Origin of the sequence: Streptomyces sp. NPDC093085 (assembly GCF_040683935.1) — a bacterium.
Classification (GTDB): domain Bacteria; phylum Actinomycetota; class Actinomycetes; order Streptomycetales; family Streptomycetaceae; genus Streptomyces.
This window is the reverse complement of record NZ_JBFBFB010000011.1, coordinates 228,384-253,459: the sequence shown is the minus strand read 5'-3', so window position 1 is coordinate 253,459 and position 25,076 is coordinate 228,384. Positions and strand designations below refer to the sequence as shown.

The following is a 25,076-nucleotide window of genomic DNA, read 5'->3' as shown; positions in this document are numbered from 1 at the left end:
GGTGAAGCCACGGGGCCGGCCCTCCGCCCGTCAGGGCGTCAGCTCGGGTGCGTCGGTGGTGCTCAGCTCGCCTTCCAGTAGACGGGCTCCTTGTCGAAGTCCCCGTTGTAGAGGACCACGGACGGGTCCTGGTCCTTCGGGAGCAGGAAGACCTTGCACTGCGTCGAGGTGTCGTCCGGCGCGAAGTGGTCCGGGTCCTTGCCCTCGCATCCCGCGATCTCGCCGCCGATGGTGATGAGCGTCTTGCCCTGCTCGCCACGGGCGTCCCGGAGCCCGACCGGCGTGGTCAGGAAGGGGTAGTCGGCCGTCTTCTTGCCGACGTTCTTGAAGTCGACCGTCACGTAGTACGGCTGGAGCTCCCGCTCCTTCGCGTCGAGCTTCAGGTTGTCCAGGTCGCTCTGCGAGCCCTTCTTCACGCTCTTCGTGGTGACCTGGAGCTCCAGCTCCTTGTTGGAGCGCTTGTAGGTGAGCACGGTCGAGTCGCCGAGCGCGAGCGTCTTGCCGAGGTCGGCGTCGGCCTGCCCGCTCCCGCCGCCGTTCCCCCCGCTGCCCCCGTCCCCGCCGTCCCCGGCCGGGTCGGCGGAGGCGTCGGCCGAGGCGTCGGCGGTCGGCTGCCCGGAGGCCGCCGCGTCCGGGCCCATGTCGTCCTCGCGGCAGCCGGTGGCCAGCAGGACCAGGCTGGTGGCGCAGAGCAGGGCGGCGGCGGAGCGGGCGGAGGTGGCGCGTACTGAACGTATGCGTGGCATGTTTCGGATCCCCGTTGGTGGTGAGTTGGTGGTGAGCGGTGGTGAGCTGGTGGTGAGTCGGCTGTGAGCCGCTTGTGCGTCCCGGTGCGACCCGACCATCATGCCCGCGCCAAATCCGCAGGCCAGAGCTGTGATCTGCCCACAGCGGGCCTGATACGCCGCCGTTGCAATGTAACCGTCAGGGTCCGGACGCCCGTCGGGGCGGGATCCGGGCCCCGCCAGGGCCTGTCCGGATCCCGCCCCGCCGTGCTCCGTTCCCGGTCAGGGGGCCGTCGCTCCCGACGCCGCCCCCGACGCCGCCGTCACCTCCAGCCGCTTGCCGTGGATGCGGAGTTCACCGAAGGAGGAGAGCCCGGGGTAGGCCGGGTCGGTGGGGATGCCCGGGTGGTCCACCTGGACCTTCAGGTAGCGGAACGCGGTGTCCCGGGTCTCCGGAAGCGTGGGGATGGTCTCCAGGGCGTAGTCCTGGGCGGTCGTGTCCGTCGTCTCGCGCGAGGTGAGCAGGGTCCAGTTCGCCCCGTCCTCGGACCCGTACACGTTCGCGCCCTGCGAGCGGTTGGCGAACATGTACCGCGCCTGGATGCCGAACGCCGTGACGGAGACCCGGAAGTCCGCGCCGAAGTCGAGGGTGAACGGCGCCCGCAGATCGCCGCTGAAGGTGGTGTAGTCGCCGTCGACCATATTGCGCAGGCTGACCGGGGAGAGGGTGGAGGTGACCAGGTCCGGGTAGTCGAGGCTGCCGTCGTCCGGGAGGACGGGGTTCACCGGCCGCAGCGCGCCGGCCGCCGTACGGAGCCGGGCGAGCGAGGCGAGGTACGCGCTGTCGCTCGCGGTCGGGATCTCCGCCCTCACCTCGTCGGCGACCGCCCGGAACGCCCGCAGGGACGCGGTCGTGTACGCGGTCTTCTCGTCGTACGCGGCCAGCGCCAGCCGGTACGCCTCGGTACGGTCCCCGGCCACCTCGACCCGTACGCCGAGAACGGTGTCGGCCACCTCGTTCCCGGCCACGATCAGCAGATCCCGGGCCCCGGTGGGGTCTGCACCGGTACGGTCTGCCCCGGTGGGGTCTGCGCCGGTACGGTCTGCCCCGGTACGGTCCTTCGCGGGCGGGGTCCAGGTGAACTCCCCCGTCGCGGCGTCCACCTCGGCGCCCTTCGGCAGCCGGTCGCCCTCGTACGTCAGCGCGGAGGTCGCGGAAGTCCCGTCGGTCGCGCTGAAGGAGACCCGGAGCGGGACCCCGCGCAGGGCGACGACCGTGGCCGTGTCCCCCTGCGGGAAGACGGGCGCGGTGTACTGGGTGCGGGCGATCACATTCACATGGTCGAAGTCGACGGTCGCACCCTGCTGCCCCGGCTTCCCCGGCTTCCCCGGCTTCCCGACCACCCTGAAGTAGGCGATGTGGTCGCCCGTGCGGTTGGGCGGCACAGTGGCGTTGGCCATGTCGTACGTGACGTACCGCCACCGCCCGTGCGTATTGGGCAGGGTCAGGGTCCGGAACGGCGCCGTCACCTGGTCCTTGGAGATCTCCAGTGTCGCCGTCGCGCGGGTCCTGACCAGCACACCGACCGGGCTGTACGCCGACCGGTCCGAGAAGATCAGGTCGTGCACGGCGATCAGCCCGTCGCTCTCCCGGGTGGCGGTCACCTCCGCGTACGTACGGCCGCCCTCGCTCTTCAGCACCGTACGGCCGCCGAGCGGAACGCCCTTCTCCGCGAACCCGACCCGGGGGTCCCCGGCGGGCGGCGGGGTCCGGCCGGCGATCGCGTCGGGGAAGGAGAGCCAGTACTCGGGGCCGGTGTCGATGCCGCCCCAGTAGTTCTTCAGCTCCCCGCCCCGGTAGTACAGCGGGCCGTTGGCCTGCCGGTGCGCCTGTGCGAGATACGGGGCCTCCTTCTCGACGTCCACGCCCTCCCCGTACCGGTAGGTGTCGTAGATCTCGTCGACCTCGGTGATGTCGGAGAGCCGCCCGCGATAGGCGTTGGAGAGCCCGCCGGTGCCCCCGGTCAGGTCGACCCACGGTGTCTCGTACCCGAGCATGAAGCGCGCGTAGGCGTCGGCGCCGGCGAGCAGCCGGTTGCCGAGGAAGGCGTACGGCGTGACCGCGCCGGCCGAGGCGGAGGGTGTCCCGTGGACGGGGTCGACCTTCGTGCCCTGGACGGAGACGATGCGCGCGATCCCGGTGAGCGTGTCGACGTCACCGCCGGAGTGGGCCTGGTCCCGGGTCATCTCCTGGTGCTGGACGAAGGAGTAGCCGTACGGGTTGAGCGGGTCGTCCCGGTCGATCCTCCGGAACACCCCGGCGATGGCGCCGTTCTGCTCCTGGCGCTCCGAGGTCGCGTTGACGGTGAACCACTCGACGCCCTCGTCATAGCGGGCGCGGTCGTCGGTGAAGATATAGCCGGCCAGCGCGCCCGTGAGCGGATAGGAGTGCTGGTTGAAGTAATGGGTGTTCTTGTAGAGGAAGGTCGCGTTCATGGGCGCGATGAGATTCGCGGTGAGATGCGCGGTGTCGGTGTCGTGCCAGGCGAGATCGTATCCGTTGTGGGTGGGGTTGTGGCTGGTGTAGCGGATGATCTCGGCGGCGGAGAGCAGGCGGTACAGCGGGACGCCGGTATGGATCTGGGAATCCGCGTAATAGGCGTATTTCTCCGGATCCATGTGGCTCCAGATCCGGATTATCTTCAGGGCGTTGGAACGGTAGACGTCGTCGCCGGTGAGGAAGTAGAGCAGCGCCTGGGTGTGCGCGCCCCAGGAGTCCTCGATGAGTTTCGCCTCCGTCCCCTTCCCGGTGAACTCGTCGGTACCGGGGCGGTCGGGCTCGGGCCCGGCGTTCTTGGACGTCAGGGTCCGCGAGGCGTAACCGGTGGCCGCCATGGCGTCGTAATAACTCTTCCAGGGCTCCGCTCCCGCCCGTACCCGCTCTCTGGCCCGTTCGAGATTGCCGGCGGTGACGCCGATTCCGGGGTGGGTGAATCCGGCGGGGCTGGTGGTGCGGTGGAGGGAGACGAGGGTGCCGGTCATTTCCGGAGGTGCGGCGGATGGGGGTGCGGATGCGGATGCCTGGGTGGCCGAGAGGGGTAGGAGAAACAGGGAGAGAAGGACGGCGAATACCCTCGTCCAGCGAAAAGGCATGGCGGAACGACCTCCGGCCGATGGGAACGAGAAAGCGCTTTCCTGCGCCTACCGGCAGGAACGTAACGGCGTCCTCTCCACGGGGTCAAGGCTCGGGAACGGCCCTGACGTGCGAAAACTTTCGACCCGAGGGAAGGTGGAGAGATGGATACGACCGACTTCAACACCCGCACGATCGCCGAGTTCCGTGCCCACCACGGACAGGTCGGCGGCAACTTCGCGGGGGCGCCCCTGCTCCTGCTGCACACCACCGGCGCACGCTCCGGCGCGCCTCGCGTCAACCCGATGATGTACCTGGCCGATCAGGGCCGCTATCTCGTCTTCGCGTCCAAGGCGGGCTCCGACCGGAACCCGGACTGGTACCACAACCTGCGCGCCCACCCCGATGCCACCATCGAGGTCGGCGACGACACCCTCGCCGTGCACGCCGTGGAGCTGCACGGCGCCGAACGCGACACCCACTTCGCCGAACAGGCCCACCGCTACCCCGGCTTCGCCGACTACCAGCGCAAGACCGACCGGGTGATCCCGGTCATCGCGCTCGTGCCGACGGGGGCCGGCGCCCCGTCCTGAGCCCGGCGCCCACGGCTCCCGCACGCGACGGTCCCGCACAGGTACGCGCCCTGTGCGGGACCGTGATTGCCCACCTGTGCGGGACCGTGACGCGGACCGTGAGCGGACTGCGAACCGTGCGGCGCCGGTCGGGCGTCGGGGCCGGATCTTGCGACGCCGGTCAGGCGTTGGGGTCGGTCAGGCGTTGGGGTCGAAGGGGATGCCGGACGGCTTGGCCTTCTCCAGGTGGCTGTTGAGGGTGGAGTCCTTCAGACCGAAGGTGGCGCTGCCGAAGTCGGCCTGGCTGAGCTTGTCGCGGATGCCGGCGGGGTAACCGTTCCAGCCGACCAGGGTGGGGTACTGCCAGACGTGGTAGTGGTTCTCCGGCGGTTCGTCGTTGGCGTTCGCGGCGCGGAAGGTGTGCGTGCTCAGCCCGTCCTTGTGGTAGACGATCTTGGGGTGCACCCCTTCCCAGCGGATCTGGTCCCGGGTGTGGACCGTGAAGCCGCCGTGTGCGGAGGTGGAGACGTACCGCGCCTCGCCGTCCTGCACCCAGACCACCACATGCTCCCAGTCGTGGCGGTGCCCGCCGATGGTCGCCTGGTCCTTCTCGAAGTAGAGCCCGTAGATGATCGCGCACCAGCCGTTGTTGCACTTGGAGCGCGCGTACCCGTTGGTGTTGTCGAGGTCCGACTGGTCGTGGCAGTTGCCGTTGAGCGCGCCGGAGGGGTTGAGACCGCCGTTGAGGGTGCCGTCGGGGCCGATGGCCGGAGTGGGGTAGCAGCCGTCGGTGTCGTAGTCGTAGGCGGGCTGGTACGTACGCTCCAACTCGTCCGCGTTCCCGGGCAGGGCCGTCGGCGGGGCGGCGAAGGCGGTACCGGGGACGGCGACGACCAGGACGGCGGCGGTGGCGAGCGTGAGGGCCGCCTGGCGTATGCGTGAGCTTCTCTTCACTTCATCCTCCTGGATGGGCCGCGCCGTGGTGGGGGTGGGGTGGCGGAAGTGGGGGTGGGGGTGGGGGGAACGCGGCCTTAGTGGCATGCCCACATCATGCATGGGGAACTCCGGTCCCGGGCGGGCCGTTACCTCTGAGACGCGAGCATCGAAGAGAGCAACGAACGCTGTATGAAGCCGAGTTGACGTCCGGCTGTCAGCGCGGTTCCCCGTTCCTCCCCCACTCCCGATGTCCACGGAGGCCCGACCGATGACCCGGCACCAGCCCCTCTCCACCTCCCTCCACACGTCCCTCCCCGCGCACTCTCACCTCCCCGCTCCCCCTGACCCTTCCGCTCCCCCTGGCCCTTCCGCTTCCCTTCGCCCCTCCCGCCGCGCGGTCCTCGGCGGTACGGCGCTGGCGGCGCTCGCCCTGACGGCGGGGACCGCCCCCGCGAGCGCGGCGGCCTCCGCCCCCGCGAGCGCCACCGGCATCGGCACCGGCAGCGGCAGCGGCGGCGGCTCCGCCTGGCCGACCGAGTTCCCGCTGCCCGACGGCTTCCTCCCCGAGGGGATCGCGATCGGCGACCGCCCGTACGCGTACATGGGCTCCCGCGCCAACGGCGCCGTCCTCCGCACGGACCTCCGCACCGGCGAGGGCACCCTCCTCCACCCGGGCGAGCCGGGCACGGCGGCCGTCGGCGTGGAACTGGACGGCGACGGGCTGCTGTACGTCGCCGGCGGGGGCGGCGGTACGGCGAAGGTGCTCGACACCCGTACGGGGCGCCTCGTCGCGACGTACCAACCGACCCCGGAGACGGGCCACTTCATCAACGACGTGATCCTGCTCGGGGACCGCGCCTGGTTCACCGACTCGCGCGACAGCGTGCTGTACGGGGTGCCACGCGGCCGTACGTCCCGGACCCGCGACGGGATCCGCGCGCTTCCCCTGACCGGCGACTGGGTGCAGACGCCCGACGTCAACAACGCCAACGGCATCGTCACCGCCCCGGGCGGCCGGGGCCTGATCGTCGTCAGCAGCCAGCCCGGCCGCCTCTACCACGTGGACCTGACCACCGGTCACGCCACCGAACTGGCCCTGCGCGGCGCGGCGGACGTCGCCAACGGGGACGGTCTGCTCCGGCTCGGCAGGACGCTGTACGTCGTACAGAACCGGCTGAACATCGTCACCGTCTTCGAGCTCGCCCCGGACCTCCGCTCCGCCACCCTCCGCCGTACCGTCACCGACCCGCGCTTCGACGTCCCCACGACCGTCGCCCGCTGGCGGGACCGCCTCTACCTGGTCAACGCCCGCTTTACGTCACCCCAGACCCCCGAGACCACCTTCAACGCGGTCGCCATCCCCCTCTGAGTCCCCCTCCGGGTCCCCCTCCGAGCCACCTTCAGCCGCCGCGTCGTGCAGCGCGAACACCCGGGCCGGGAAGCCGGATCCGCCCAGGGGCCGGGGCCAGGCGGCGACGAGGAGGGCGCCGGCCTCGGGGAGCCCGTCGAGGTGGGCCAGGAGTTCGATCTGCCAGCGGTCCCGCTCCAGGACGTACCGCTCCAGGCTGTGATCGCCCACCGAGGTCGCGCTCCCCGGGTCGGTATCGGTCTGTTCATGGCCGACGGCGGTCACCCCGGCCTCCTCCACGAGGTACCGCAGCACCTCCGCCGACCACCCCGGCGTATGGCTGACGCCCGCCGCGTCCCGGTTGGCCATGGCAGCGCCGTCCGGCCAGCGGTGGTGCCATCCGGTGCGCAGCGCGACGAACGAGCCCGCCGGCACGGCCCCGTGGCGCGCCTCCCACGCCGCGATGTCGGCCAGGGTGGGGACGGCGTCGGGGTCGGCGGCGACCCGGCCGGCGATGTCGAGGACGACGAGCGGCAGGATCATCTGCTCGACGGGGATGTCGTCCAGCGTCCGCGCCCCCTCGACGAAGTGCACGGGCGTGTCGATGTGGGTGCCCCACTGGCCGACGATCCCGTACCGGTGGACGGTGAAGCCGTCGCCCCGCGCCACGTCGAAGACCAGCTCGCGGTGTTCGTCGGGGAGAGCGGCGAAGTGGGGCTGGCCGGGGTGGAACGCGTGCGTGAGATCGGTGTACGTGGTGTGCGCCAGCAGCGCGCGCTGGAGCGCCCAGAGCCGGGGCTCGGCCATGGTCCTGGCGGCTTCCGCCGCTTCGGCCTTCGTCGTTTCCGTCATGGTGGGTCCCTTCGGCTCGGCTCGGTTCACCCACTATCGGCCCGGGGGCCCCACAGGCCCCGCTGGACACGGTGGTGAGCGCGGCGGCGGACACGTGGTGGAAATACCAGAGGTACGGTGCCACCGTTGACGCGGCGGTGTCCGGCCGGCGGCACGGGGCGGCGGGCCGGGGGCGGCGCGGGGGCGGGGGGAACGGCATGCGGCTGTGGCGTGATGTGACCGGGTGGGCGTTCCTGGCGGAGGCGGGCGGCGTCCGGCATGCGGTGCTGGCGGTGGGGCTGACCCACCTCACGCCGTTCACCACGGGGTACGGGTCCGGGGGCAGCCTGTTCTCGCGCGCCCGGGCCTGGGGGTTTCCTGTGCTGCTCTCGCTGGACGACCTGCCCTTCGACGGTCCGGCGGAAGCGCGGTGGTGGGTCGTACGGAGCGCGGAGGGCGCGCTGTCGGTGCACAGTTCCGCCGGTGAGTCCCTGGTGGAGGACCTGGCCGCCGAAACCCCGCCCGGCTGGCGGGAGACGGCGGAGGCGGCGGGCACCGTGGTGCTGGTCGTCTCCCACACCCTGCCCCGCTCCGACGACCCCCTCGGGGCGCTCGGCTTCGAGACCCGGGGCGGGATGGTGTGCGCCGCGCGGGTGGGGTTCGGGGGACCCGGAATTGACGGTTCCGGGTCCCCCGGCGGCGGCCGGACCGTCACGCTCGTCTTCGACCCGGCCGGCGAAGTCATGGAACTGGCCCAGTGGGTGGACGACGAGGTCCTGTCGCTGGACGAGGCGAAGCGGCGGGCCCGCGCGATGGTACGGAACTGGCGGGCGCTCGGGGACCAGCAGCAGCTCTCCACCGAGGATTTGGTGGCCCCGCTCTTCCAGGGCGACCAGCACGACCACCGGGGCCTGGTCCATCTCATGTACGTCTTCTGGCGGCTGGCCACCGAGGTCACCGACGCCTGCGCGGCGGACCGGCACTGGCGGGTCGCGGCGCTGTGTACCGTCGAGCTGGCCGTACCCCTGCTCGCGGACCGGGGCGAACGGGCGGTGTTCGAGGAGGCGGACGCGGTGGCGAACCGCCTGATCGGGCGGCTCGACGAGGTCGTACGGGAGTGGTCGCCGGACACCCCAGCGCCGGTGCAGGCCGAGGCGGAAGCCGGGACTCAGGACGGGACTCGGGACGGGACTCAGGACGGGACTCAGGACGGGACTCAGGACGGGACTCAGGACGGGACTCAGGACGGGACTCAGGACGGGACTCAGGACGGGACTCGGGGCGAGACTCTGGCCGGGGCCCAAGCCGAGCTGGAGGCCGCGCTGCTGGCCGCCGCCCGGCTCCGGCTGGCCGTCTGGGGCCCGGAGGACCTGGCCGGTGACGAGTACGCCCGCCGGGTCACCCACATCGGCGGGAGCGGGCGGGACAGCGGGGACAGCCGGGACACCAGAGACGGCGGGGACAGCCGGGACCGCGCGGACGCCGGAGACAGCGGAGACACCGGAGACACCGGGGACGCTCAGGGCGGCCCGTACGACGACGGGCTGCTGACCCTCTGGGACGCCCGGGTCACCGCCGACCTCTACCGGCACTGGTGGACCGAGGAGGGCCCGGAGGCGGTCTTCCCCAGCGCGTCGCTCTCCTCCCGGCTGATGACGGAGGCGGCCCAGCTCGCGGTACGGGCCCTGGACCTGCCCGGCGGAGTGCGCCGCGCCCGGCTGTTCGCCCTCCTGGCGCAGCTCCTCGGAGGCGGGGGCCAGGACGGCAGCGGCAACGGCAGGGGAGGCGGAGCCGGCCGGAGGATCGACCAGGGGACCGCCCGTACCGCACTCTCCCTATGGCTCGAAGCGCCCAACGCCGACGAACCGGACCTCGCGCTCTTCCTCCTCAGGGTCGTGGACGACGTCCCGCCCTCCACCGCCGACTCCGTGCTCGCCTGGGTGTTCGAGTATCCCCTGGACAACTGGGTCGCCGCCCACGGCCGTACCGTCACCGCCAGGGCGATCGTCCAGGGCGTCCACCTGGCCCGGGAGCGCGGCGACCGGGCCCTCCTCCGTACCGCCCTGGAGTGGGCCGACCGGATCGACCACCACTGGGACCGCACCCAGCGCAGGCAGTTGGCCGAGGCCCGCCTCCACGCCCTGCCCGACGACCCCACGGAGTGCCCCGCCCCCGGCAGCCGGTCGCTCCCCGAGTCGCTCAGCGGACCGTTCCCCGGGTCGTTCCCCGGGTCCTGGACCCCGGAGCAGCGGTCGGCGGCGGCGCTGCACACCGCCGCGCACGCCCGCGAGCTGCGGCGGCCCGCCCTCGGGATCGCCCTGCTCCGGCAGGTGGACGGCGCCGCCGCGACCAGCGAGGGGGCCCGGCTGCTCTCGGCCGACCTGCACCTCCAGGCGGCCACGTCGGGCGAGCCCTCCCCCGGCCCGATGCCGTTCCCCTGGGGCTACTACCTCTACGGGGCCCTCGGCTACGCCTCCCTCGGTCTCGGACCGCTGGCCGAGGCGGGCATCGTGCCGTTCGTCCAGCGCATCGGCGGTCTCCACGGCGCCGCGCTCCAGGACGCGCTGCGCCCGATTCTCATCGACGTACCGAACTTCGACCCGAGCGAGTGGCCCGGCCTCGGCGCGGTGCTGCGCGACCTGGTGCACGGGGCGGTGTGGCAGGTCACGGCGGAGTGCGAGAGCCTGCCGATGGCCCTGTCCCTGATGCTAGGGCTGCACCAGGCGGGCAAGGGCTCGCAGTTGGGGGCCTGGTGGCGGATCGACGGACCGCTGACGCTGCCCGCGCACCTCCAGAACTACCTGGACAAGCTGCGCGACTGGGAACGCCCCGGCGACGCCGGTGCGCCCTCGAACCTCCTGAGCGCGCTGGACGCGGACCGGCTCGCGGGTGGGGACGGCACCGCGCGGCTCGCCCGGAACATGCGCCGCCGCGTCTCCCGGTTCATCGACGCGAGGCTGCGCGTCCGTTCGTCGTGGCAGATGGCCGACCACAGCCTCTGGTCGAGGGCGACGGAGCTGCTGGACGACCGCACCGTACTGCTGACGTGGTTCCTGCCCACGGCCGTGAACGGCGCGGCCGTCCTGCTCGCGGTCACCCGGGAGGGCAGGCAGTTGGTCGTCCAGCTCCGCGAACGGGAGGACGCGCGGGAGCGCGACGGCGGGGGCGAGGGCAAGGGCGGGGGCGGGGGCGAGAAGGTACGTAAGTCGTACGGGGACGACGGCACCCGGCATCCGCTCGCGGACCGGGTCGAGGCCATCCGTACGGAGGTCGAGCGCGACCCCCTCTTCGGCGATGTCACCCCGGAGGGCGAACGGCTGCTCGCCCGCCCCCAACTGCCCCTCGGCCACGCCGCCCTGTGGGACCAATGGCGTGCCCAGGGCAAGGACCGCGTCCTGGCCTGGCCGCACGGCGCCCTGCACTTCCTGCCGCTCCCGCTCTGCCGGATCGGTGACCGGCTGATCGCGGACGACTGGACGGTCACCACGATCCCGGGCCTCGAAGCCCTGACCCCCGCACCGGCCCCGGCACCGCCCCCGTCACCGGCTCCCGCACCCGCACCGGTACCGACCCCGGCCCCGGCCCCGCCCCCGGCCCCCGCGCGGCAGCGCCGTACCGCCGTCCTCGCCTCCGCCACCGGCGGCCTCCCCTTCGGACTCCACGCCGAACCGTCGCTGGAGGCACACGCCCACCAGGTCGCGGCGGCGGTCGGCGCGGAAGCCGTCACCGGCGCCGGGGCCACCCGCGCCCGGCTCCTCGCCGAGCTGGCCACGGCGGACGTCGTCCACATCGCCGTCCACGGCACGCTCGACCAGGACGCCCCCTGGATGCACTGCCTCTACCTCGCCCCGGACGGCGACGACGACGGCCGGGTCTTCGCGTACGACTTCCTCGCGGCCGACCTGCGCGGCGTACGCCTCGTCACGCTGACCGCCTGCGAGTCGGCACTCGGCCGGTTCGACCTCGGGGACAACGTGCGCGGGATCCCGTCGGCCCTCGTCACGGCGGGGGCGCAGGCCGTCGTGGGGTGCCTCTGGCCCGTACGCCCGGAGCCGACCACGTACTTCCACCACGCCCTGCACCGGCGGATCGCCCGGGGCAGCGCCCCGGAACCGGCCTTCCGGGCCGCCCAACTCGCCACCAGGGCGGCGTATCCGCACTACCGTGACTGGGGAGCGTTCACGTACCTGCACGGCAGAAACGGTACGAGCGGCAGCCGTACCACCGACAGCGAGAGGCGCGAGGGAGCCACCCCATGATGTTCCACCTCCAGCTCCATGACGTCACCCTCGAACCGGAGTACACCCTCGGCACCCCCACATCCTCCGGATCCGCCCCCGGCCCCCTGCACGGCAGGCTCACCTTCGGCTGGGACCTGCTGCCCGCCGACCACCCGAGCGCCCCGCCGGAGTGGCGCGCGCACCGCGCGGCCATGCCCGACCGGGAGTTCCGGCATCTGCTGATGGTGTGCTCGTTCCGCCCGGCGCCGAACGGACAGGAAAGCGATGAGGGATCCGGGGAGGGACCCGGAGAAGGGTCCGGGGAAGGATCCGGAGCGCACGCGGGTACGTTCCGCCACGCCGCCCTGGGAGTCGCCCTCACCACCGAGGACCCCGCCCGGCGCCCGGTCGCCCGCCTGATCGACCCCGGCGAACGCACCCGCCCCGTCACCGCGGCGGGCGCCGGCACCGGGGTGAGCTTCACGGTCGCGACGGGGGTGGTGGACGTCGGCGTGGAGCGGCCGGCCGGCGCGGGTCCCGCGCGGGAGGAGTGGATCGTACGGGGCCACGGCGCCTCCCAGCCCACCCCGCAGTGGGAGTTCCGCCCGGTCAAGCGCTTCCCGCTGGTCGGCGACCATCCGGTGGCCGCCCTGGTGGAGCTGGTCCCGGGGCAGGTGAACACGGCCGAGGTACGGATCGCGGCGGAGCTGGAACACCGCGCGTGGGGCCTCCGCCGCTACCGGGCCCGGCTCACCCGGACACCGCACGCCATCGTCCTCGCGTAAGGCGTCATTCGTTACGGTGACGGTGTACGGGTCCCCCGCATCCCCTGCACCGCCACCCGCCCCACCCGTTCGCCTGAAGGATTGCCACCCGCATTGAAATGCGACAAACGCACCCTGGCCGCGCGTGACCGGTGGGTGACCAGTGGGAAGGGCAGAGGCATTGTCCGGTAGCCGGCCGCTCCGCGCGCCCGTGGGGCGGGACGCCGCCCGCTGGAACACCTTCCACGGCGAGCGCACCCTCGTCGTCGCCGCCCGTACGGTCACCTCCACCGTACGGGTCCTCGAAACGCTCCCCCCGCTGCTCCGCGACGACAGCCGGGTCACCGTCGTCTTCGCGTACGACCCCACCTCCGCCTTCACCGACGGCGTCCTCGAACTCCTCCACCGCGCCGGCTGCCGGGTCATGCCCTGGGAGCAGTTGGCGGAGGTCGCGCCCGACCTGATCCTCTCCGCCAGCGAGAACATCGAGGTGCCCGAGGGCGACTGCCCGGTGCTGGTGCTGCCGCACGGCGTCGGCTTCCAGAAGTGGGTGCCGGATTCGCGGAGCCCGCGCGAGCGGCTCTCCGGCGTCGTACCGGACACCCTGCTGGAGACCGGCCGGGCCTGGCTCGCGCTCTCGCACCCCGCGCAGGAGGAGCAGTTGCTCGCCGCCCACCCGAAGGCCACCGGGCGCACGCTCCTCGTCGGCGACCCGTGCTTCGACGAACTGGTCGAGGGCCGGACGCACCGCGCGGCGTACCGGGCCGCGCTCGGCGTCGCCGAGCACCAGCGGCTGGTCATGGTCAGCTCCACCTGGGGCCCCACCTCGCTCCTGGGCCGCCACCCCGGCCTGCCCGCCCGGCTCCTGGCCCACCTGCCCTGCGACGAGTACCGCGTCGGGGCCATCGTCCACCCCAACGTCTGGGCGGCGCACGGCGGCTGGCAGCTCCGCAACCTCCAGGCCGCCGCGCTCGACGCGGGGCTGCTGCTGATGCCGACGGCGCACGCGTGGCGGCCCGCGCTGGTCGCCGCGGACGTCCTCGTGGGCGACCACGGGTCGGTGACGCTGTACGGGGCGTCCATCGGCACGCCGGTGGTGCTCGGCACGTTCGGCGAGGACGCGGTGGCCGGAACGGCCGTCCACGGCCTGGCGGCGCTCGCGCCCCGGCTCGACGTACGCGGCGATCTGCGCCGCCAAGTGGACGAAGCGGCGCGGGAGCACACCCCCGGGCGGTACGACACGGTCGCGTCCGGCGCCTTCGCCGACCCCGGACAGGCGCTCGCCCGGCTCCGCACCGCGCTCTACGGCCTCCTGGACCTCCCCGAGCCCCTCTCCCCGCCGCCCGTCCCACTGGCCCTGCCCGTCCCGGAGCCGCCCGCGGCGCAGGTCACGTCGTGGCAGGTGACGACGGCGATCACGGACCCGGGGTTCGGATCTGGGTCCGGCACGGAAGCCGATCCAGGAGCCGGTACGGGAGCCGGTACGGGCGACGAGGCACCCCCGGCCGTGACCGTGACCCGTATCCCGGCCCCGGTGGCCGCGTACGCCCCACCACCCCCGCCCCTGGACCCCGACTCCGGCTCCGGCTCCGGCTCCGGCTCCGGCTCCGGCTCCGGCTCCGGCCCGAGCGCCGCCCCCGGCTCGGGCAGCGGCACCTCCCCCACCGCCGGCACCGCCTTCACCCACCTGGCCTGCGCCGACGACGAACGCGACCGCCGCCTCACCGAAAGCGCCTCCGTCCTCCTGCGCCGCCACCCCGCGCCGACCCCGTCCGGCGCGGTCCGCTGGATCGAGGAGACCCTCGCCCGGCTCCCCGGCAGCCTCCTCGCGGCCTCGGCGGTACGCGGGGGCGGCTGGCTGGTGGGGCTCAGGGACGGCAGGACCGTGGAGGTGACGGCGACAGGCCCGGCGGCCGGCCCGGGGCTCCCTGCGGCGGTCGTCTACACCTGCCTGCGCGTCGGGCTGCCGCTGGACGGCCTCGGCCTGGCGATGACGGTACGGACCGGAGCGGCGCGGGCCGAGGACGTCACCCTGCGGCTGCGGCCCACCCGGCCTCGCAGGTGACTCTCGGGGAGCCCTCGGGAGCCCCCGGGGAGTATCCGGACGGACCTCAGCGGACCGTCCGGCGCCTCACCGGCCGGCCCCCCGCTACGGCGGCTGATGTCCCAGGACGACCAGCGGCATACGCAACCGCTTACGGAACGGTCACCGCCGCACGGGGAACGGTCATGATCGCACGGGAAACAGTCACCACCGCATGAGGAACGGTCACCGCCCCAGCCCCGCCAGCCGCGACCGCACCGTCTCCGCGCGCGCGTTGCCGCCCGCCTCGTAGAGCGCGAGGGCGCGCTCCAGGGACTCCCGTACGAGCGCGTCCCGGCCGCCCGCGCCCTCCGCGACATCGGCGAGCCGCTCCCGGGCCTGGGCCGCGTAGTGCGCCGCGCCCTCGTCCTCGCCCAGGACCGCGGCGGCCGTGCGCAGTTCGCGGATGGCCTCCTCCGTCTCGCCGAGGTGGCCGTGGACGGTGCCGATCGCGGCGGTCACCCGGGCCGCCATCCGCCGGTCGGGCTCCGTACGGTTCTCCAGCGCGCGCCGGGCCCGCAGGAGCAGGGCCATCGCCTCCGTACGGTCCCGGTCGCCCCGGGCGTCCAGCGCGCACCCGAGGAAGAAGGCGGCCAGCGCGGCGCCCCGGCTCTCCCCGGCGCGCTCGTTGAGGTCGAGGCAGCGCCGGAGCGTCGCCACCGCCTGGCCGGGATCGCCGTGGAGCTCCTGGTAGCGGCCGAGGAACTCCAGCACCGACGCCCGGACGAAGAGATCGCCCGACGCCTCGGCGAGCGCGGCGGCCCGCTCCAGCTCGGCCCCGGCGCGCCCGGGCTCCTCCTGGTCGAGAAGGGGGCGGGAGAGCAGGCTGCGCAGCCGCGCCTCGCCCGCCGTGACCAGGGCGACCTCCTCCGCTGTACGGGCCGAGGCGGCCGCCGCCGAGGCCGAGGCCGCGCCCAGCTCCAGGGACTCCTGCCAGGCGCCGAGGTACCGGCGGTAGAGGAACAGGACCGTGAACGCCTCGGCCAGCGGCCAGACCAGGGTGTGCAGCCCGTGCGCCGCGGCCTCGCGCAGCACCGCCAGGATGGCGGGCCGCTCGGCGTCGAGCCACTCCAGCGGGTCGGGCCCGTCGGCGGCCGCGAAGGGATCGGCGGCGAAGGGGTCTGTGGCAGAGGGGTCTGTGGCAGAGGGGTCTGTGGCAGAGGGGGCCGCGGCAGAGGAGTCGGCGCCGTCCTCGGCATCCCGCAGCAGGTCGCGGAGGTCGGCGACGCGGAGCCGGTCCGCCCGGATCGCGCGGTCCGCGCGGGCGGTGAGGACGAGATAGTGCCTGGTGACCCGCTCGATGAGCGCGGCGTGCTCGGCCGCCGCCGCTCCCGCACCGGCCCCCGCGCCCGCCCCTGCCGCCGCCCCCGCCTCCGCGTCGGCCCGCTCGCGGGCGTCCAGCCGGACGAGGTCGTGCATACGGAACCGGTCGCCGAAGGGGCCGCCGAAGGCGCCCCGGCTGCGGCCCTCGGGGCGGTCCTGGGGACGTCCTTGAGGGCGGCCGGCGTGACGGCCCGGGGAGCGGCCCCTTCCGGGGCCGTCGCCGCCGTCACCGGCCCGTTCGACGAGGCTCGCGGTCAGCAGCTCGCCGAGCAGCCGTCGCGCGGCGTCCGGCGGGACATCGGCGGCCCGCGCCGCCACCCCGGTGTCGAAGACCCCGGTGGGCAGCCGGCCGAGGAGCCGGTAGAGGCGGGCGGCGGCCGGGGACAGCAGCCGGTAGGAGGGGCCGAGGACAGCGGACACCGGTGATTCCTCTCCGGGCAGGGTGAGCCCGGCCAGCCGGCCGGCCTCGTCGTCGAGTTCGGCGGCCAGCGCCGTCATGGTCAGCTCCGGGTCGGTGAGCAGCCGCGCCACGGCGACCTGGAGCGCCACCGGCAGCCCGCCGCACACCTCCACCAGCCGCTCGGCGGCCCGCCGTTCGGCCTCGACGGCCGGTACGCCGACCCGGTCCCGCAGGAGTTCGAGCCCGCCGTGCGCGTCCAGCGGCCTGACCGGGATCAGCCGGGCGCCGTCGTTGACGGCCAGTTCGCCGAGCCCGCGCCGGCTGGTGACGAGGACGGCGCTGCCGGGGCCCTTGGGGATGAGGGCGCGGACCTCGGCGGGCTGGTTCACGTTGTCCAGGACGAGCAGGAGGCGCAGCTCGGCCGAGCGCGTCCGGAAGAGGTTGGTCCGCTCCGCGAGGGAGGCCGGGATCTCCCGGCGCCCGCCCGGCAGCGCCCGCAGGCACATCGCCAGAGCCTCGGATACATCGGCACCGGGAAGGCCGGGTGCGCCGGGGCCGCCGGGGAAGCCGAGGGTGCCGTGGTCCCGCAGGGTCGCGAAGTCCACGTACAACTGCCCGCCGGGGAAGAGTTCCTTGCTCCGGGCGGCCCACCGCCACGCCATGGCCGACTTGCCGACACCGGGCAGCCCCGCGAGCACCCCGAGGGCGACGGCCCCGGGCACCGCGCCCGTACCCCCGCCCGCGTCCCGCGCGCCCCCGAGCGCCGCGTCCAGGGCGGCGAGCTCGGCGGTCCTGTTGCTGAACGGTACGGTCACCACCGGCACCTGGTCAGGCCGTACCACCGCGTCCGGCGCACCACCCATGGCCCCGCCCGGCGCACCACCCCTCGCCGCGTCCCACGCACCGCCCATCGGTACCGGGGGCGGCGTGTTCCGGTGTACGTGAAAGGTGACCCCGCCCTCGATACGCGCCCCCTGGAACGCGGGCCCGTGGTTCACCCCGCCGGTGACCAGGGTGACAAAGCCCCGCGAGGCCTCCGGCGCCACCTCGGAGAGCAGCCGCGCCAGTTCCTCGGCGGCCCCGGGGTCCGCCCGGAACACCGCCTCCAGCCGCTGCCGCCACCGGTCCCGGACCACCGCCTCGGCCCGCCCGTCACCGGCCGCCCGGGCTCGCGCCAACTCCGCGCGGTCCGCCTCCAGTTCCGCGTCGACGTCCTCACCGACGTCCTCACCGGCACCCACACCGGCACCCACACCGGCGCGCCCGTCGGCACCCTCACCCGCTCCGCCCCCGCGCCGCAGGAACCGGGCCAGCCCGCCCTTCACCCGTTCAAAGGCCTCCGACGCGATCAGCCCGACGAACGTCGTGGCCCCCGACACGGCAAGCGCCGCCAACTCGGCTTCCACCCAGCCCCCTTCGATCCCCGTGGGCCCCCGGCCCGTACAGCCACCGAGCCCCCACCGTAGAGAGAACCCGCCCGCTTGCCCACCACGACGCGCGGCACCCGTCCCCGCCGCCCGGCCCCGGAACCGCCACGGCCGGCGGTCCACGACTCCGGCTCCGGCCCTACGGCTCCCGCTCCCCGTCCCCCCGGGAGCACCCCCGCGCCACCGCCACGAAAGCCAGCTTCGCCCGGCGCACTTCGTCGGGCTTCTCGTGGCGGCGCAGGCAGTCGACAAGGTGCCGGGCCGCCTCGACGGCCTCCGAAGGCCCCTCCAGCAGCACCGCGCCCAGGGCGCGCTGAAGCGGCGCGTCTCCCTCCGCCGGCCCCCGCCCGCCACGCTCGGCGAGGATCCTGTCCTCGGCGGCGGCGAGGAAATCCGCGTAGGTCCGGCGCCGCAGGGCGAGCGCCCGATGGTCCGCCTCGGCGCGCAGCGTCATCCGTACGGAGGCGAGCAGCGCCTCGGCCTGCCGGTCACTCGCCTGACGGGCCGCCTCCGCCTGGAGGACGGCCGCCTGACGCGCGGCCTCGGCCTGCCGGAGGCCGGCGCTCCGCCCGTACCAGCCGGTGACGACGCCGCTCACGATCGCGGCCCCGGCGGCGATCAACGCGACACCCCACTCAGCCATGCCCCACCCCCACGCCCCCTCGCACCGCACCGCCCCTTCGCACCCCACCGCCCCCTCACACCCCACCACTCCCTCGCACCCCGCGCCCCCTCTTACCGAATGTGTACCACTGACCACGCTCGGAGAGGGAAGGCCTCCGGGATAAGATGCTGACCATGTCGTCCGACGACGCGACCGCCGCCCGTTTCCAGCGGGATCCGCCACCTCCGGGCGCCGAGAGCGGGCAGCGGGCCGAGGACGGCGGCGAGAACGGCACCAGGGCCTTCCGCGCCGAGAACGGCAGCGCGGCCCCCCGCCCCCGGAACAGGGATGTCCCCACCCGCACCGTCCTCTTCGCCGCCCGCTCCGCGGTCGCCCTCTACCGCCTGCTCGACGTCCTCCCCGTGCTCTCCGGCGACGACCGGATCACCCGCCTCTTCACCCTCGTCCCCGGCTCCGACTTCGGCGCCGACACGCTCGCCGCGATCGACGCCCTCGGCGGCCGTACGGTGCCGTGGACCACGGCATGCGGCCGTTCGTACGATCTGATCGTCGCCGCGAGCCCGAAGGGCGACCTGAGGCTGCTGCGCGGCCCGCATGTCCTCCTGCCGCACGGGGCGGGGTTCAACAAGTCGATCCCCGGGGAGGGTTCGGCCGACTCGGCCTCCGGCCTCGACCCGGCGTATCTGCACCGCGCCGAGCACGACGCGCCCATCGCGCTGCACGCCCTGGCCCACCCCGACCAGGTCGCCCGGGTGGCCGCCACCGCGCCGGAGGCCGCCCGGCACGCGAAGGTGATCGGCGATCTCACCCTGGAGCGCGTCCTCGCCTCCTGGTCCCTGCGCGAGCGCTACCGTACGGCGCTGGGCACCGGCGCCCGTACCCTCCTCGCCCTGGTCTCCACCTGGGGCCCGGAGTCCCTGATCCGGCGGAACCCCGCCCTCCCCGCGCGGCTCGCCTCCCATCTGCCCCACGACGAATACCAGTTGGCGCTGGTGGTGCACCCGAACGAGCGGAGCCTGCTCGGCACATACGAGCTGACGGAGCGTCTGGCGCCCGCCCTCGACGCCGGGATGGTCCTGCCGGACCCCCACGAGGAGTGGGCCTCGGTCCTGATCGCGGCCGACGCCGTGGTCACCGACCATGGCTCCGCCGCCCTGTACTTCTGCGCCGCGCAGGACCGCCCCGTGGTCGGTGTCCACCCGGGCGGCGGCGAGCTGATCCCCGGCACCCCGATGGGCGCGCTGCTCGACCGGACCCCTCTTCTCGGCCACCCCGAGAGTCTGCTCGACCACCCCGAGAGCCTCGTCACGGCGCTCCGGGCGTACCGTCCCGGCCCCGCCCGGGCCGCCGCCGAGGCCGCCTTCGCGCCCCCCGGTGACGCCGTGGACCGTATGCGTACCGAGGTCTACGCCCTCCTCGGCCTCGCACGCCCCGCGCACGCCGTACGCCCCCGGCTGCTCCGCACGCCCGCGCCCGCGCCCCGCGTGCCCGCGGCGTTCGACGTCCATGTGGAGACCACCGAGGCCGGGATCCGGATCACCCGCCACCCGGCGGGCACCGGACCCCCCGGCCACCACCTGGCCGCCGAGCACGGCGCCGCCCATGAACACCTGGCGCGCTCCGCGGGCCTGCTCTACCGCCGCCCGCTCCCCGCGTCGGCCGCCCCCGTGGAGCTGACCTGGACCGCCGAGGGATGGACCCGGCACACCCTCGCCGCCTACCCGGGGTGCCGCGCGGCGGCGGCCCTGCTGCCGTCCGGCGGCTGCCTGCTCAGGGTGCGCGGTCAGGGGCGTACGGACCAGGAACGTACGTACGCGGTCGAGACCGAACCCCGCGCCGAGGGCGACCGCGTCCTCCGCGTCGACCCGGCCGTGGCCCTCTCCGCCGCCCACGCCACCCTGCTCACCAGGCCCCCGCCGCCGGGCCCGGCCACCCTGACCTGCTGGGTGGGAGACCACCCCTTCCAGGTGACGCTGCGCCCACCCACCGGGCCGGAATCCACCCACCCCGTCTAGGGCCCCGCGCCCACCGCTGTCGCACCCGCTACCGCACCCCCCGCTACCGCACCCCGCTACCGCTGCCGCTCTCCTCCACCAGCCCATTGCGCCGCCGGAGTTCGAGAGCGGCGCCCCGATGCGCCTCGGCCTCCGCCAGGCGTCCTTCGGCGGTGTCCAGCTCGGCGAGCGCGTCGTGGACGCGGGCCAGATCGAAGCCCGCGCGGCGCCGGGCGGCCCGCCCGAGCGCCTGCTCGTACAGTTCGCGCGCCTCGTCCGAGCGCCCGAGGCGGTGCAGGACTCCGGCGAGGGCAAAGGCGGAGCGCCCGGTCAGCCGCTCGCGCCGCTGCGCCACGAACCCGGCGTGCGCCTCGGCCAGCAGCGAGCGTGCCGCCTCCAGCTCCCCGACCCGGGCGGTGGCCTCCCCCAGCCGATAGGTCTGGAGCACCACCCCGTACTCATTGCCGATGCCCCGGTGGATGTCCCGCGCGTCCCCGAAGTCGGCGAGCGCGGCGGCCCATTCCCCCCGTACCCCCCGGAGCATGCCCCGGTGCTCGGCGGCGGACGCGGCAAGCTTGCGGTCCCGCGGGGAGTCGCCCAGCAGCCCCACCGCCGAGACGGCCCCGTCGACCTGCTCCTGCGCGGCGTCCAGCTCCTCCGACTCCCAGAGCGCCCTGGCGAGCTGGCAGCGCGTACGGACGAGACGGCCCGGATCCGTACCGTCCCGGACCGCCGAGTCGACGGCGCGCCGGAAGACCTCGACGGCCTCGGACTGGTGCGGGTGGTCCAGGGCGTGGGTCCATACCGGCTCGGAGAGGGCCACGGCCTCGGTGTCCATGCCACGGGCGTGGGCCAGCCGCGAGCAGGCGAAGAGCACATGCCGCTCCTCGTCCAGCCAGCGGGCGGCGCGGTCGGCCCGGTCGACCCGGATGGCGGCGATCGCGGCATCCTCCGGATCCTCCAGCGGAACGTCCGGCACCCCCTCAAGAGCCCCGAAAAGCTCCACGACGGTCAGCCGTCGCCCCGCGACGAACCGGTCGGCGAGCTGAGCCTGCCGTACGAACCACCGCACCACCCGCTCCAGCGCCTCGGCGACCTCCTCCTCCGGGGTCTCCCGGCCGGCCCTGCGCAGGGCGTCGGCGCGCTGGGGCCCGGGCAGCCGCATCTGGCCGGCCATCGTCAGGGAGAGCGGCCGCAGATCCAGCAGCCCGGCCCGGTCCAGCTCTTCCAGGGCGTCCTGGCAGCCCTCGGGGGAGAGCCCGGAGAGGGCGGTGGCGGAGTGCAGTGTGAACGTCTCGCCGGGATGGTGCGCCAGCAGCCGGTAGAGCGACGCCGCAGGGCGGGACAGCTCGGCGTAGGTCAGGTCCCAGATGTGCTCCACCCCGGATACGCCCTTCTCTCGCAACTCGTCCTGAAGATCGGCAAGGATACGGGAGAGCGGCCGGAGCCGATGCCGGCGGACCCGCCGCCCCGCGACATGGAGCGCGGCGGGCAGCCCGTCGCACAACCGCACCACGGCCCGCGCCGCCTCAGGATCGGCGGCCAGCCGATGATCACCAACAATAAAGGCGAACAACTCCAGCGCCGCCCCCTCCCCCAGAGGCGGAAGCACCAACTCCACCGCGCCCCCGGCCTCAAGATCGCGCAGCGGCCCCCGGCTGGTCACGATCACCACGCTCTCCCCCGAGGCCGGAAGCAGCGGCACCACCTCGGACCCGTACCGCGCGTTGTCCAGCAGCAGAATCAGACGTGACCCGGCGGTCCGGTTCCAGTACTGCCCGCACCGCGCCGCATACGGAACCCGCACCTGCTCCGGCTCCACCCCGAGGGACCCCAGGAGCTGCGACAGCACATCCCCCGGATCGAGCACTCCATCGGCCCGGAAGTCATCGAGATCGACAGAGAGCACCCCGTCCCCGAAGTCCCCCCGCTCCAGCAGGGCCCGCCCGATATTCCCCGCCAGCTCCGTCTTCCCCAGCCCCCCGGGCCCACTCAACGCCACGACCAACGGCCGCCCCCGCCCCCGCCACTCCCCCACGGCCCGCAACGCCCGCTCCCGCTCGGCATCACGATTGACGAAGTACACCGGCCCCGGCGGAAGTTCAACCCTCACCCAGCCCCCAACCATCCCGGCCCCGCCTGCCCACACCACCCGACGATCAAGCACTCTAGAGACTTTCCGCCTCCACCGCCGGGCAGGAGCGAAGCTCCCCCGCACAGAAACACGAAACGCGCTCGGACGCCACGGCGCTCCCCTCAACGGCCGGGTGGGGCTGCCGGCCTTCGGCAGCCCGGCCGGGTGGGGCTGCCGGCCTTCGGAAGCCCCACCCCGGAAGACAGCGGCGCGCAGCCCCCGCACCATCAACGCATCACCGCCCCAACGGTGTTCGCCCCACCGCCCTCCGTATCACCGGCCGAACCCTCACGTGCCGAGCGGCGCTCCCGCGGTCAGACCCGCGCTCCGGGGGCGGCGAGGTTCTTCTCGAACGCGGTCAGGTAGTTGCGCAGATGGTGGTCCTTGATGGCGACGGTCCCGGGGGCGAACATGTCCTGGCTGAAGCCCTTGGCCCGGTCCTTCAGCCCGGTGAGGAGCGGCATGGCGTCGTGGAGCCTGCCGTCGGCGTCGAAGTAATGCGGGGCGTCGACATGGGTGAAGACCGGCTCCGGCGGGAGCTGGGGGACGATGTCGTTGTTGTTGACGAAGCGGTGGCAGCGGTTCCTGAACGCGCTGTCGTACACGCCGGCGAGCAGGCGCTCACAGGTGCGGGGCTGGCCGTAGGTGTAGACCCCGTCGGGCAGCCGGCGCGGTTCCTCGAAGCGGTAGTGCGCGCCGGCCAGCATGGCGAGGGCTCCGCCGAGGCTGTGGCCGGTGAACCAGAGGCTCTGTCCCTTGGTGCGCAGTTCCTCGACGGCGTCGCGAATCTGGGCGTAGACGGACCGCAGGGCCTGGCTGAAGCCGTAGTGGACGAAGCCTTTGCCGGCCGGCCCGGGAACGGGCGGGGTGTTGACGTCGGTCAGCCAGTCGTAGATCTTCAGGACCTCGGTGCCCCGGAACCCGACGACGATCATGCGGTCACTGGCCATGAGGTACGCCTGGGTGTCCTCGATCGGAAACGGCATCGCATGCGGCGACTCGAAGCACCGAACGGTGTCGAAGCCCCACGCACGGGCCCGCTCCTCGATACCGTCCGGCTCCTCACCGGCCAGCCCCGCCGCCTGGGCCATCCAGTAGGCGTGCGCGAGGGAATAACTGGTCGCTGAATGGTCCAGAGCGGGGATGGTCATCGCTGTCCTCACGGAAGCCGGAGCGGGTCGCCCAGCAACGTAGCCCGCACCCGTGCCAGGAGAACGCGACACCGCCGAGCCACCGCCCATACGAGCGACGGCACCACGTCGACCGCCCGCACACCGGACACGTGAACAGCGCGGAGTGCCCAACCCCCGCGCACCGCTTCTGGAAAAGAACAAAGGCCCAGGCCAGATAGACATCTGACCTGGGCCTCGAATGAGCCGCCTTCGGGATTCGAACCCGAGACCTACGCATTACGAGGGCTGACAGCATCTTACTGAGTGGTTCCGGACGCTCCTTCGGTGTCCAGAACCACCTGGTCAGGGCAGGTGCGGCTCGCTGTGCGGTTTTCTCCGTGATGACCTAGGCCGTTTCGTTTGGATCATTTGATCGTTGGTCTGGGTGTGCCGTTGACTGACGCGCAGTGGGCGCGGATCGAGCCGTTGTTTCCGGACAGGACGCCCAGGCGTGGCGGTCGGTGGAGGGATCACCGTGAGGTGATCGACGCGATCGCCTGGAAGTTCCAGACCGGATCGCAGTGGGTGCACCTGCCGGAGAAGTACGGCAACTGGCGCGGTGTCTACAACCGGCTTCGGATGTGGGCCGTCGACGGCACCTGGGAGCGGGTCTTCACCGCGCTGATGGCCCGGGCCGACGCCGATGAGGACCTGACCTGGGCGGTCTCGGTGGATTCCACGATCGTGCGCGCGCATCAGCACGCGGCCGGGGCCTGTAAAAAAGGGCCCCGGCCGGCGAGCCGCACGACCATGCCATCGGCCGGTCCCGCGGAGGCCTGACCACCAAGGTCCACCTCGCCTCCGACGACCGGTGCAGGCCGCTGGTCTTCGTCCTGCCCCCGGGGCAGGCCGGCGACGCACCTGCGTTTCCCGAGGTGATGGCGCGTCTGCGTGTTCCCCGCCCGCGGGGGCGGCCCCGCACCCGGCCTGATGTGGTCCTGGCCGACAAGGCCTACTCCTCCCGCGCGATCCGCGAGCACCTGCGCAGGCGCAGAATCCGCGCAGTCATCCCCGTCCGGCCGATCAACGCGGCCACCGGCTCCGCCGAGGCAGCCACGGCGGCAGACCTCCCACCTTCGACCGCGAGGCCTACAAGCAGCGCAACACCGTCGAACGGTGCATCAACAAGCTGAAGCAATGGCGCGGCCTCGCCACCCGCTACGACAAGACCGCGACCATCTACCTCGCCGGACTCCACCTCGCAGGAATCTTCATCTGGTCCGCCCGATGATCCAAACGAAACGCCCTAGGTGGCTCCGTCCGCTCACGCATCGCTCACGCACATCGGACGGTTCCGTTGGCGCCTGGACAGTGGGTTAACCCGAAGTGTCGGTGCGAGTGACTCCTGTATCGCAGCCCTGGTCAGACTGCCGCATGCTCCAGCTGGCA

The 25,076-nt window shown here is 73.5% G+C and carries 14 protein-coding genes and 1 pseudogene; 7 read left to right on the top strand and 8 right to left on the bottom strand.

Going from position 1 to position 25,076, the window contains the following annotated elements; translation table 11 throughout:
* Nucleotides 1-62: 62 nt before the first annotated feature.
* A complete protein-coding gene (locus tag AB0O07_RS27010; RefSeq protein ID WP_365637813.1) occupies nt 63-746 on the bottom strand; it encodes a hypothetical protein in 684 nt (227 codons plus the stop codon).
* A 261-nt stretch (nt 747-1,007) separates the two neighbouring features.
* A complete protein-coding gene (locus AB0O07_RS27005; RefSeq protein ID WP_365637811.1) occupies nt 1,008-3,767 on the bottom strand; it encodes a discoidin domain-containing protein in 2,760 nt (919 codons plus the stop codon).
* Nucleotides 3,768-4,022: 255 nt separating this feature from the next.
* On the opposite strand from AB0O07_RS27005, the gene AB0O07_RS27000 reads away from it, so the two are divergent.
* Nucleotides 4,023-4,451 carry a nitroreductase family deazaflavin-dependent oxidoreductase gene (locus tag AB0O07_RS27000; protein WP_365637809.1) on the top strand — a complete coding sequence of 143 codons (429 nt, stop codon included), beginning with the start codon at nt 4,023-4,025 and terminating at the stop codon, nt 4,449-4,451.
* Between the two features lie 177 nt (nt 4,452-4,628).
* On the opposite strand, the gene AB0O07_RS26995 is transcribed toward AB0O07_RS27000, so the two are convergent.
* The gene (locus AB0O07_RS26995; protein WP_365637806.1) at nt 4,629-5,384 is read right to left on the bottom strand and encodes an NPP1 family protein; all 756 of its coding nucleotides are present in this window, start codon (nt 5,382-5,384) and stop codon (nt 4,629-4,631) included.
* 250 nt (nt 5,385-5,634) lie between these two features.
* Here AB0O07_RS26995 and AB0O07_RS26990 point away from each other — a divergent pair, with 250 nt between their 5' ends.
* Nucleotides 5,635-6,735, top strand: coding sequence for a superoxide dismutase (locus AB0O07_RS26990; protein ID WP_365637803.1), 1,101 nt, complete (start codon nt 5,635-5,637; stop codon nt 6,733-6,735).
* On the opposite strand, the gene AB0O07_RS26985 is transcribed toward AB0O07_RS26990, so the two are convergent.
* Entirely contained in the window at nt 6,685-7,566 is an 882-nt protein-coding gene (locus AB0O07_RS26985; protein ID WP_365637800.1) for a cyclase family protein, read from the bottom strand. The genes AB0O07_RS26990 and AB0O07_RS26985 overlap by 51 nt on opposite strands.
* A 197-nt stretch (nt 7,567-7,763) precedes the next feature.
* Here AB0O07_RS26985 and AB0O07_RS26980 point away from each other — a divergent pair, with 197 nt between their 5' ends.
* From AB0O07_RS26980 to AB0O07_RS26970, 3 genes are all read left to right on the top strand, one after another.
* Complete coding sequence (locus AB0O07_RS26980) at nt 7,764-11,804, top strand: CHAT domain-containing protein (RefSeq protein WP_365637798.1); 4,041 nt, start codon at nt 7,764-7,766, stop codon at nt 11,802-11,804.
* Nucleotides 11,801-12,550 (top strand): hypothetical protein, encoded by a 750-nt coding sequence (locus AB0O07_RS26975; RefSeq protein WP_365637795.1) that lies wholly within the window; start codon nt 11,801-11,803, stop codon nt 12,548-12,550. Before AB0O07_RS26980 ends, AB0O07_RS26975 begins: the two co-directional genes overlap by 4 nt.
* Nucleotides 12,551-12,710: 160 nt before the next feature.
* Nucleotides 12,711-14,594, top strand: a complete 1,884-nt coding sequence (locus tag AB0O07_RS26970; protein ID WP_365637792.1) for a hypothetical protein — start codon at nt 12,711-12,713, stop codon at nt 14,592-14,594.
* A 204-nt stretch (nt 14,595-14,798) separates the two neighbouring features.
* Here AB0O07_RS26970 and AB0O07_RS26965 read toward each other — a convergent pair whose 3' ends face one another.
* Both AB0O07_RS26965 and AB0O07_RS26960 read right to left on the bottom strand, forming a co-directional pair.
* Nucleotides 14,799-17,741, bottom strand: coding sequence for a hypothetical protein (locus AB0O07_RS26965; protein ID WP_365637790.1), 2,943 nt, complete (start codon nt 17,739-17,741; stop codon nt 14,799-14,801).
* Nucleotides 17,742-17,901: 160 nt separating this feature from the next.
* Nucleotides 17,902-18,405: a hypothetical protein gene (locus AB0O07_RS26960; protein ID WP_365637788.1), complete on the bottom strand. Its 504-nt coding sequence runs from the start codon at nt 18,403-18,405 to the stop codon at nt 17,902-17,904.
* A gap of 155 nt (nt 18,406-18,560) precedes the next feature.
* Between AB0O07_RS26960 and AB0O07_RS26955 the strand changes: the two genes are divergently transcribed.
* Nucleotides 18,561-20,402 carry a translation initiation factor 2 gene (locus AB0O07_RS26955; protein WP_365637785.1) on the top strand — a complete coding sequence of 614 codons (1,842 nt, stop codon included), beginning with the start codon at nt 18,561-18,563 and terminating at the stop codon, nt 20,400-20,402.
* Between the two features lie 43 nt (nt 20,403-20,445).
* Here the strand turns inward: AB0O07_RS26955 and AB0O07_RS26950 are convergent, their stop codons facing one another.
* Entirely contained in the window at nt 20,446-22,509 is a 2,064-nt protein-coding gene (locus AB0O07_RS26950; protein ID WP_365637855.1) for a tetratricopeptide repeat protein, read from the bottom strand.
* A 320-nt stretch (nt 22,510-22,829) separates the two neighbouring features.
* A complete protein-coding gene (locus AB0O07_RS26945; RefSeq protein WP_365637783.1) occupies nt 22,830-23,666 on the bottom strand; it encodes a lipase family protein in 837 nt (278 codons plus the stop codon).
* Between the two features lie 393 nt (nt 23,667-24,059).
* Between AB0O07_RS26945 and AB0O07_RS26940 the strand changes: the two are divergent.
* A pseudogene (locus AB0O07_RS26940) lies at nt 24,060-24,918 on the top strand (IS5 family transposase).
* Nucleotides 24,919-25,076: the final 158 nt, after the last annotated feature.